The following is a 10967-nucleotide window of genomic DNA, read 5'->3' on the forward strand; positions in this document are numbered from 1 at the left end:
GGGATATTTTTAATTCTAACTATTTTATTTCAAGCGTATAGGGTTGTGTGCTAGCTTTGCCATCAAACTCACTTACTTCAATATAGTATTTGCCTGCATCAAGCTCCACCGTACCAACCTCGGCATCACCAACACCATAAAGATCGAATGTTTTGACGGTTTTTCCGTTTGCATCTAACACTCGAATAACACCATCCAACGCTTTTTCTGTTTGGAGTGAGAAGAAGACTTCGCGTTTCTGGTCGTTATTCCATTCAAAATAGTCTTTATCACCAAATGGTATACCTGCATTTAAATATTGCGTTGCAACCCATTTCTCATCCTTTTTCACAAGAACAGATGGCTTGCTAGGTACACCATTTACTAATTTTGAATCCGCATCTTCATCCACATGCTTATGATCAAACAATGTTAATGTATAAGGCTGAATCGATACTTGGCCAAGCCCCATACTGTTGACTAGAATAAAATAGCCTCGATCCTTCTTTGCCTTAAACGATGTATTTACATCGTTTGTACCCATCATTCCAAGTAACATTTCAAGAATATTATCACCTAAGCCAAATGGAATTTCTGTCTCCATTTCTTTGGCATCAATCTTCATATTGCCGTTCGTATCTTCGATAATAGCTCCTGCAAATTTCAAGTCCTTTTGCAGTTCTTTAGGTAGCTGAGCCAATTGTTCATTAGTAAAAGGAACTGAAGAAAGAAGCAGACTCATGACTTCATCATTGCCTTGTTGCTTATAGTAGTAATAATCTACATCATCTTGATAAATCAGGTGGTCTCTATAAGTAGTACCTGGTTGAATTTTTAGCGCTTTTGCTTCCTCATGATTGTTTGGATTGTACTCTGCTGGAATATCGCCTATTTTCTTTGTTTTCAATGTATAAGGCTCAGCAGACCGTTCTCCAGCATTGACAACGGCTACCACGTATGTTTTGTCCTTTTTCAATGGTATGACCTTTGCATCGTCTTCGTTACCAGCTGAACCAAGTAGTAGTGCCAGTATACCAAGGTCATTAGTTAAGGAAGAAACGGGAATTAATTCTTTTGTTTCTTCATCATATTCAAACACTGTACCTGTCGGCATTTGGTTCATGCCTTTCAAAAAGCTGAAGCTATAAAGGGCGTCTTCCTTCGCTTTAAATAAGAAATAATCCTCATCATAATCTGTTTGGAAATAAGCTTTTTGATCGTCACCTATTTCAAAGCGGATTGCCTGCTTAATGATAGGGTCAACATTTTCTAGGTTGCCTGAAGCCGTAGGATTCAATAACATACTCATCAGGCTGTCAATTTCATTACGTTTTTTTATGTTGTTTTCTATAAGCGGTAATTGGCTCTCTGGAACATTTTCTTCGATCATGGCTTCATCTACAGGTAGACCATCCTCATCAGGTGGGAGGGAAACTACTTCACCTTTTAATGTGTAAGGGATCATCGATTCGCTGATCGTTTCTTCTTTTTCGATGCCGCCACTAAAGAACATCTCCATAGAAAACTCGCTATTACTTTCATTAGATACACTTAAAACGTACTCTTGATCTGGAACAGCGTCGATAATCATACGAACCGGTTCACCTTTTGCTGTACCATAAGCGGTCTGCATTGGATAGGCTTCTTCTTCACCTTCATCATTTTCAGCTTGATCGATTTCTTCTGGTGGCACAGGATTAAAGTCATCTTTTAGATAAAGCTCCATAGAGGCAGTGACACCTGGAATTCCCGATAGATCAAATTGTAACGTCGTCGGTTTTTTGACAGAGAACGTGAAGTAATCTTGATCTTGTTGTTGATCTTTTGACAGTAATGTATAGTTTTTACCTGCTGTACTATATGGGAACTTTTTAATAGGCTCCATCGTAGACTTGTCTATTGTATCAATTGGCAAGTCCTTCGTCGTTTGTGCTGTAAAAATGTAAGTAGATTTGCCTTTTAAACTATAGCTTCCATTATGATCTTTGACACCAATGACAAGCGTTCCCTTTTGATCTGCTTTAAATAGATAACCTTCTTTTTTTCCTACGCGAACATCATTGACATGGATAGGCTCTACATCACCAATCCCGCTATTTGGGTAGAAATATAAATCAAAGGCATAGTCGTATTTGTCAGCGCCTTTTAATGTTAATTGAGCATATTCATTTTCTTCTAAATCGACTTTATACCATTTCTTTTCGTCTTGCTGTTCAAAAGCACCCTGTTCTGTATTTAGCTTATTTTTAGTAAGGATCTTGGCGTTCTTAATACGATCTTCCTTTGTCTCTGAATAATGCTTAGGCAATTTATTTAAATCAAATTGTAATGCTTTTACAGGATCAACTAATCCGTGACCATAAGTAAGATCATAGCCTTTCTCGCCCAAATCTTGTGCGGTCATTTCTAAAATCGCTTCTATTTGATGCGGTTTTAAAGATGGGTCTTTGGATTTAAGAAGAGAGGCGATACCTGCCACGACAGGAGAGGCCATGGATGTTCCACTAAACTTGACAAAAGATGATCCTTTCTTCGCATCATGAACGGTACTATAAATGTCTTCACCTGGTGCAACAATATCCACAGATGGTCCGTAATTGGAGTAGCTTGATAGTTTGTTACGTTCGTTTGTTGAACCAACACTAATGACACCTTCGAAAGAAGCGGGGAAGGAATATTCATCTGTCGATTCATTTCCTGCGGCCGCCACAATTGTAATCCCACTATCAATCGCTTTCTGAACGGCTTCCTTCATCAGGGGAGATTCACCATAGCCTCCTAGACTCATATTAATGACGTCAACGCCCTGCTCAATTGCATAAAGAATACCCTGTGCAATGATGAAATCATTAGCACCTTCTTTGCCGTTAAATACATCAATTGGCAGTAACTTTGCATTCGGATTAATCCCATGCCCACCTACGCCATTATCTTTTGCTGCGGCGATAATACCTGCCACATGTGTTCCGTGATCGCCTGAATAAGTAGTATTAGCAGGTGCTGCTGCATTATAGGGTGGAAGTACTTGTGACTTTAGATCGGGGTGTTTAAAATCTACACCAGAATCAATGACAGCAACTGTGACATCATGGTTGCCTGCTAATTCTAGTGCCTTATCCATTTGCAGTAAGTTTAAATGATACATCTCTTGTTTTTTAGGATCAGCTTCTTTATTAAAAGAATGATAGATGTAACTAGGAGATACACTTGATATTCCGTTTTGCTTTAAATAGTAAGAGACGGCTTTTTCGATCGATACGCCTTTATTTAGTTGTACAACATCATACCCTAATGAAGGAATGGAGCGGATGACCTTGGAGCCAATTTTTTTATGTACGTTTTTATCAAGACCTGAATGCTTGATAACAATTGTATCCTTACTCATCCATTTTTCTTCATTTTTCTCTGTTTGTTTCGCACTGTTTGCCAGCATGTTTTTCGCTTTATGCTGAGGTGCCTCAGCAAAGGCAGAAGCAGCAGGAACCATGAGTGCAGCAGATGCTACAACAGCGACTGATTTTTTATACCAACTTTTCAATTGTTATCTCTCCTTGGTGTTATAAATTAAATCTCGACTATATTAATACGGACAAAGATTAGAAAAGTTTCGTAATGGAGGAAAATTTTTCTTTGCTATTTTAATTTTTGGTAGGTATAACGAAAAAACCTAGCATTATTAAAAGCTTTAGATCTGTTCTATTAATTGTTGTAGCTCCTGCTTGGAACGAGGGATGTTGATATTTTCCTGCAATAGCTTCTTTTTTTGCAAAGCTATGACCATTTCAAAAATCCATGGACGTTCAAGATGCGCGCGATATAACAATTCGTCTTCATAAAACAAGGTGATTGGATCACCGTTATAAATAATTTTTCCAGCCTCCATAACAATGATTAGATCTGCCCATTCATAGGCGAGAGGTATGTCATGGGTTGCTAGTAAAATGGTTCTCTCACCATCATCTAATTTGGCTAAGTATTGTAATACTTGTGTAGCATAATAATTATCAAGACCTGCTGTTGGTTCATCTAACAAAAGGACAGAGGGCTCCATCGCTAAAACACCTGCCATTGCTACACGTTTTTTCTGACCTACGCTTAAAAAATGAATGGGTTTATCAAGCAAATCTTCCACTTCGGTTTGCGCAACGGCCCATGCTATTTTTTCTTCCGTTTTTTCAGTAGACCAGCCGAGATTCAATGGGCCAAATGCTATATCTTGCTTGACGGTCCCTGAAAAAAGCTGATGATCTGCATTCTGAAAAACAATGCCGACTTTTTGGCGTAGGGCCTTTAAAGCTTTTCGACTATATTCCAGATCGTTGCCTTCGAATACAATCGTTCCAGCTGTAGGTTTTAAAATACCGTTAAGATGCTGAAATAAAGTCGATTTTCCTGCGCCATTATGTCCGAGTATGGCGATTTTTTTACCTTTTGGAATGTCTAATGTAATATCTGACAACGCCTTCGTACCATCCGCATAGGCATAAGATAATTGGTTGAGTTCAAAATAAAATGCTGTCATGTAAAATACCCTCCATATACGATGAGGACTAGTAAAATAGCTGCCATGCCTAGCCAATTTTTCTTGCTATAAGAGCCCATCTCTTGCCAGTAGACGGCCTCGCCTCCACGTGATTGCATGGCATTGTTGAGCTCTCGGCTACGCTGAAACATTTCCACAAATAATGCCACAATAAGCATGGAGACAGAGCGTAGCCATTGCATCGGTGAATGATAGCCAAGACGTGCTTGCTGGGCGAGATGTATATTTTGCATGCTTTCTAAAAACATAAAAATAAAACGATAGATTAGTTCGACGAGCTCCACTAATAAAGAGGGGAGTCGCCATTGTCGTAGCACATAACATATTCCTTGTACGGAAGTGGTTAGAATTAAAAAGTATAAACAACTAATGCTACCAAGGACAATAAAGAACAGCTGTTGCGCTGCTAACACACTTGCATTCCCAATAAAGACAGTCCAATTCCTAAATGTAAACGACCAAATATGGGCAGGGAGTGTATTCGTTGATGATGTAAAGGAAAGTAAAATAGATACGAGACTTGTTAATAAGAAAAAGCTAGGTAGCAATAATAATTTGCCGTAGTATGCAAGCGGAATTTTTGCACCTAAAATGATAAAAGCACTCATTACAAAAAATGTAATGAGTGAAAGTCGTTCATCTCTCATGATGAGCGTTATGAGAAGTAGTCCAAGTGAAAATATCATTTTTTCTAGCGGATGAACGGACGCTAGCTTATTCAGATAGGCATACTTATCAATGAGTAACATAATGGTTAACCTTCTTTGTGTTTGCCACGCATATAGCCGATGAAGTAGCCAATAAAGCCAGCTCCTATAGCTGCCTGTAGCACGAATAATAAGCTTTCGATTTCACCACTTGGTGGCTCCCATAGACTTTCAAACCATGGTTCATATTCCGCATTAATTTCACCAATAGCTGCTTCTGCTTCTCCATCAGCACCACCAAATTCAGCACCTTTTTGTATGAATAAGGGAATGATGGCTAACAACACAACAATTGCTAATAACAATAAATTTTTTTCATTTGTTAATGTGCCTCCTTTGTTGAGAAAACACGTAACGTTTTTAATTCGCTAACATTGTATTTTTTCAAGAAATTCATCACAATGACCGTTAAAATTCCTTCACTCACTGCTAAAGGAATTTGAGTTAAGGCAAAAATACTTGCAAACTTTGTAAAGGATGCCATAAAGCCTCCAACCTCTGAAGGAAAGGCTAGTGCAAGTTGTACAGAAGTCACAATGTATGTACCTAAATCACCAAGCATAGCTGCAAAGAATATGGCTAGTGAAAATGACAACCCTACTTTTTGAGCCCCTTTAAAGACAAAGTAAGCAATAAAAGGACCAACAATAGCCATAGAAAAGGTATTAGCCCCTAAAGTTGTAATTCCTCCATGAGCTAATAATAAAGATTGAAATAATAAAACGATTGTTCCAATTACACTCATTGCTAGAGGGCCAAAGAGTACTGTCCCAAGTCCTACACCAGTTGGGTGAGAGCAACTACCTGTAACTGAAGGGATTTTTAGGGCGGATAGCACAAAGGCAAAGGCTCCTGAAAGCCCCAAAAGCATTTTTGTTTCAGGATTTTCATCAATGGTTTTTCGAATAGAACGCAATCCTAGAATGATAAATGGGATAGAGATCACCCACCAAAAAATAGCCCATTCGATTGGTAAAAAACCTTCCATGATATGCATGGCAAAGGCACGTTTTGGCACGATTAAAAAGGCCAGTAAAAAATAACTAAGTTTCCACCATGATAATTTCAAAAAGCTTTCCTCCTAACTAATTAATAGATTTTTAGAATATTGCGTGCGTAATTAAAAAAAGCACTTCTCCTTAGGTGGAAAAGTGCATAGCTAAAAAAGCAAATAACAGTCTCATCTGCTAAGCCGCACACCTATCCTCGTAGGTTGAAACGATCACTTATTTTTCGGCAGGTCTCCTGGCTCTAGTTCAATGCTTTATAGGTCTTCCCATCCGTTGGACAGTGACATATTCTATAAAGCTCCCTATTACAGTGGCGGGACCGCGCCGGGCTCAAACCGGCTTCCCTTTTAAGCAAAATGACAAGCACTTTGCACCGAAAAACATTCAAATTGTGAGATTTCACGACAAAGTGTAACATGAATTTCCATAAATATGCTATACCTTTTATGAAATTTTTTAAATTAAAGGTCAACAGTGAATATTCTGATAAAATTTTGTGCGCAAATTATATAGATTGTATAAATTTCATACCTAGTTCCATTCAAAATTGATAAATTTGTCATAAATTTTTAAAGAAATATTGAAATTTTAAAATAATAAGATATGATAAAGACAGTTTTCTATTTAAAATTCTAATAAAAATTTCATATAAAACGTCAATAAGTGCTCGAATAGCTCGAGATAATAGGGAAATTGGTGAAAATCCAATACAGCCCCCGCTACTGTAATAGCTGATGAAATCGCAAAGCCACTGGTACAAACTTGGGAAGGTGCGACAGTAAAATGAAGCTTAAGTCAGGAAACCTGCTTATTTGATTGTGCATGCAAACTTTTCGGAGGGAGAAGTTGAAGCGAAAGCGGGTACCTGTATTTCATTCTATTCGTTTTTATTTGGCTTCTACAAAACCTTTACTCTTCGTTATAGAGTAAAGGTTTTTCTTTTTCCAAAAAGCAAATGAGGGGAGACAGAAGATGACAACTTGGAATTTAGAGGGGATGAAAACACATCTCTTTATTTGCAATGGCAGTAGCTGCATGAAAAAGGATGGGGAGGAAATTACCTTAGCCATTCGAGATGAGATACAACGGCAAGCACTCGATCAGGAAATACATACGACAAGAACGCGCTGTAATGGACGCTGCAAGGATGCTTGTGTGGTAATCGCTTATCCTCAAGGAAACTGGTATCGTGTGCCATCAACAGAGCATGCTAGAACACTAGTACAAGATTTACATCATGAATCCTTATACAACGAACATGTCTTTACACTTCGTGAAGGTACATTACAGCGTACTGCTCAAACAACTGCCATTAAAGGGATCGAAAAGGTGAAAGAGGGGTAACAACATGGCGCAAAAAGGAAAAATTTTCGTAGTAGGCTTTGGACCTGGAGATTTTAAGCATATTACGACACGTGCAGTAGAGGCTTTACAACAAAGTGATATGATTATAGGCTATAAAACCTATGTAGAGCTGATTCAAGATTTAGTAAGTGCAAAATCGATTGTTAGTACAGGCATGACAGAAGAAGTGTCGCGTGCACAGGAAGCCGTTCGTCAAGCCGAAGCAGGGAGCATCGTCTCAGTAATTTCGAGTGGTGATGCAGGCGTCTATGGCATGGCAGGATTAGTCTATGAGGTGTTAATTGAGCTAGGCTGGACAGAAGCAACAGGAATTGAAGTTGAAATTGTTCCTGGGATTTCTGCGATTAATTCATGCGCTAGCATACTTGGTGCACCTATTATGCATGATGCTTGTACAATCAGTTTGAGTGACCATCTAACACCTTGGAATTTAATTGCAAAGCGTGTCGAGGCAGCTGCAATGGCGGACTTTGTCATTGCTTTATACAATCCTAAAAGTGGACGTCGAACAAGACAAATTGTCGAGGCTCAACGAATACTCTTAGAATATCGTTCGCCAGACACACCAGTTGGGCTTGTGAAAAGTGCCTATCGAGAACGTCAAGAAGTGACCATGACAACACTAGCAGAAATGCTAGAACATGATATTGGTATGTTGACAACTGTCATTATCGGGAATTCGTCAACATTTTTCTATGACAATAAGATGATTACGCCCCGCGGTTACCAACGTAAATATACCCTGGGTGAAGAGAAACAGCCATTACGTCCACATCAACGTTTACGCGAAGAAAATGAACCTTGGGCAATGAACCAAGAGACGGGAACAGCGCGAAATGACTTTACGGCTGACCCTAATGCAGGGCGCTTTAATAAACCCAGTATAGCCGCTACGCCAAAGCCGAAAAAAACAGCTCTTGAAATGGCTACAGCGGCACTTGCAATGGTAAAAGGGACAAGCGCAGTCAAAGTAACACCGAAGCTTGTACAGCAAAAAATAGAATCTATTTTTGAATTAGCAGTAAGTCCTGGTGTAGCCAATAAGTTTTTTACTCCCCAGCAAATGATGATGTTAGCGGAGGTCGTTGGGGATGAGGGGACGATGGAATACACACCAGATCATCAAATTCATTTGAAAATACCAACGACTGCCCCTGAACAGATCACAGAGAAATTACAGGAAGTAGGGTTTTTATTATCCCCGATTGGTGATGTGTTATCACTGAAGGCTTGTGATTTTTGCTACGGTGAAAAGGCTGATTCAATACCATATGCAGAGGAAATACAAGAAAAACTAGGCGGTATGTCCTTACCGAAGACATTAAATATTGGCTTTAATGGCTGTGGGATGGCCTGTTATCGGGCTGTATTTGATGATATTGGCATCGTCTACCGCAAAAGTAAATTTGATGTCTTTATTGGAGCAAAACCAGTCGGTCGTACAGCACACGCAGCACAGCCTGTTGTAGAAGGGCTGGAGCCTGAGCAGCTGATTCCACTCATTACAGATATTATTGAAGAATATAAAGCAAATGCTCATCCAAATGAACGCTTATTTAAATATTTTAAACGTGTGAAAAAAATACTGCATTTTACGTATCAAGATATGTCTTCCAAAATAAAAGTAGAGCCAGCTCCGTGCGGCGACTAGTAAGGAGTAGAGAGATGAAAGCTATTTTATTTGTCGGCCATGGGAGCCGTTTAGCAGCAGGAAATGATGAGGTTCGTACATTTATCGAACAAATGACACCGCGTATTGATGAACAATTTTTAGTGGAAACTTGTTTCCTTGAATTTGCTTCACCTAACATCGAAGAAGGTATTACAAACTGTGTGAAAAAGGGAGCTACAGAGGTACATGTAATTCCAATCATTTTACTGCATGCAGGCCATTCAAAACTGCATATTCCAGCGGAAATAGAGCATGCGCGTGAGCATTATCCAACAATTACCTTCACATATGGTCAAACAATTGGTATCCATGATGAAATCTTTGCCATTTTACAAGATCGCCTAGCTGAAATTGGCTTTAATTCAGAACAAGAGCAGGAAGACACAGCGATTTTATTGATTGCACGAGGTGGCAGTGATCCATCTGCTAATGGTGATTTTTATAAAATCACGCGACTTTTATGGGAAAAACTACCTGTGAAATACGTAGAAAGTGCTTTTATGGGTGTCACAGATCCACGAGTTGAAGAAGGAATTGAACGTTGTGTCAAACTAGGTGCAAAAAAAATCATCATGTTACCATACTTTTTATTCACAGGCATTTTGATGGAACGCATGCATGGCATGTGTGAGAAGTTTAATGAACTTTATCCAGATTGTGATATTCAAATTGCTAACTATTTTGGCTACCATGAACGGTTACAAAATGTTTTATTAGAGCGTATTGAACAGGCAATCAACGGTACATCAACAGGTATGCAAGATCTAGAAGATTATCGCGCCTATGCGGCAGTACATGGACATGCACATCACCATCACCATCATGATCACGATCATGGACATGCGCATCATCATCACGACCATCACGATCACGATCATGGTCATGACCATCATGACCATGACCATCATCATGAAGAGGAGCCGGTAAAATGATTTTCATGTTAGCAGGGACAAGTGATGCAAGGGATCTAGCCCTTGCATTACAAAGCGCAGGTTATGCGGTAACCGCTACGGTCGTCACTGAATCGGCAGCTTCTAGTCTTGCTGACGTTGGCCTGCCACATTTAATCGGTAGACTGACAGCTGAGGAAATGGCGACCATCATGACAGAGCAGGGCTATCAATTGGTGGTAGATGCTTCTCATCCATTTGCGGAGGAAGCCTCTAAAAATGCGATGGCAGCGGCAGAGCAGGCAAAGATTCCTTATATTCGCTATGAAAGAGCTCATGAACATTATGCCCATCCTTTGATTACTGTTGTAAAGGATTATGAGGAGGCAGCTCAGCTAGCTGCAGAAAAACGCGGTGTCATTATGCTAACGACAGGTAGTAAAACACTCGCTACCTTTACAAAGGTTTTACAGGGCTTAGAAAACACAAGAGTAATCGCTCGTATGCTTCCACGACTGGATAATATGGAAAAATGTGAGGCACTTGGCGTGGCGCAGCGAGATATTGTGGCTATTCAAGGTCCGTTTTCAAAGGAATTAAATGAAGCTCTATTTCGTCAATACGGAGTGACGTTGATGATTACCAAGGAAAGCGGTAAAGTGGGCTCAGTTGATGAGAAGCTAGAGGCAGCTCTCGCATGCCAGATTGAAACGATTCTTATTGCACGACCAAATATACAGTACGGCCAACAATATTCAACATTTGAAGAAGTATTACAGGCTGTTGAACATACAATTTAGG

9 protein-coding genes and 2 riboswitches are annotated in these 10967 nt (G+C 39.5%); of the genes, 4 read left to right on the top strand and 5 right to left on the bottom strand.

The window, feature by feature from the left end; all coding sequences use genetic code 11:
- Nucleotides 1-19 precede the first annotated feature (19 nt).
- From HXV90_RS01685 to HXV90_RS01705, 5 genes are all read right to left on the bottom strand, one after another.
- Nucleotides 20-3517, bottom strand: coding sequence for a S8 family serine peptidase (locus tag HXV90_RS01685; RefSeq protein WP_269898221.1), 3498 nt, complete (start codon nt 3515-3517; stop codon nt 20-22).
- A 147-nt stretch (nt 3518-3664) separates the two neighbouring features.
- Nucleotides 3665-4501, bottom strand: coding sequence for an energy-coupling factor ABC transporter ATP-binding protein (locus HXV90_RS01690; RefSeq protein WP_269898222.1), 837 nt, complete (start codon nt 4499-4501; stop codon nt 3665-3667).
- Nucleotides 4498-5271 carry a cobalt ECF transporter T component CbiQ gene (gene cbiQ, locus HXV90_RS01695; RefSeq protein WP_054549197.1) on the bottom strand — a complete coding sequence of 258 codons (774 nt, stop codon included), beginning with the start codon at nt 5269-5271 and terminating at the stop codon, nt 4498-4500. Before cbiQ ends, HXV90_RS01690 begins: the two co-directional genes overlap by 4 nt.
- A gap of 5 nt (nt 5272-5276) precedes the next feature.
- Nucleotides 5277-5534 (bottom strand): energy-coupling factor ABC transporter substrate-binding protein, encoded by a 258-nt coding sequence (locus tag HXV90_RS01700; RefSeq protein WP_004231291.1) that lies wholly within the window; start codon nt 5532-5534, stop codon nt 5277-5279.
- 17 nt (nt 5535-5551) lie between these two features.
- Complete coding sequence (locus HXV90_RS01705; RefSeq protein ID WP_269898223.1) at nt 5552-6298, bottom strand: energy-coupling factor ABC transporter permease; 747 nt, start codon at nt 6296-6298, stop codon at nt 5552-5554.
- A gap of 149 nt (nt 6299-6447) precedes the next feature.
- A riboswitch (cobalamin riboswitch) is annotated at nt 6448-6632 on the bottom strand.
- 251 nt (nt 6633-6883) lie between these two features.
- Nucleotides 6884-7065: riboswitch (cobalamin riboswitch) on the top strand.
- 146 nt (nt 7066-7211) lie between these two features.
- On the opposite strand from HXV90_RS01705, the gene HXV90_RS01710 reads away from it, so the two are divergent.
- The 4 genes from HXV90_RS01710 to cobK are packed head-to-tail and all read left to right on the top strand — an operon-like array spanning nt 7212 to nt 10966.
- Nucleotides 7212-7583, top strand: a complete 372-nt coding sequence (locus HXV90_RS01710; protein ID WP_004231296.1) for a (2Fe-2S) ferredoxin domain-containing protein — start codon at nt 7212-7214, stop codon at nt 7581-7583.
- Nucleotides 7584-7587: 4 nt separating this feature from the next.
- Nucleotides 7588-9255: a precorrin-3B C(17)-methyltransferase gene (cobJ, locus tag HXV90_RS01715; protein WP_054549198.1), complete on the top strand. Its 1668-nt coding sequence runs from the start codon at nt 7588-7590 to the stop codon at nt 9253-9255.
- A 14-nt stretch (nt 9256-9269) separates the two neighbouring features.
- Nucleotides 9270-10208 carry a sirohydrochlorin chelatase gene (locus tag HXV90_RS01720; protein WP_269898224.1) on the top strand — a complete coding sequence of 313 codons (939 nt, stop codon included), beginning with the start codon at nt 9270-9272 and terminating at the stop codon, nt 10206-10208.
- Nucleotides 10205-10966, top strand: coding sequence for a precorrin-6A reductase (cobK, locus tag HXV90_RS01725; protein ID WP_054549200.1), 762 nt, complete (start codon nt 10205-10207; stop codon nt 10964-10966). Before HXV90_RS01720 ends, cobK begins: the two co-directional genes overlap by 4 nt.
- The last annotated feature ends 1 nt before the right edge of the window (nt 10967 follow it).

Source organism: Lysinibacillus sp. JK80, assembly GCF_027557635.1.
GTDB lineage: Bacteria > Bacillota > Bacilli > Bacillales_A > Planococcaceae > Lysinibacillus > Lysinibacillus capsici.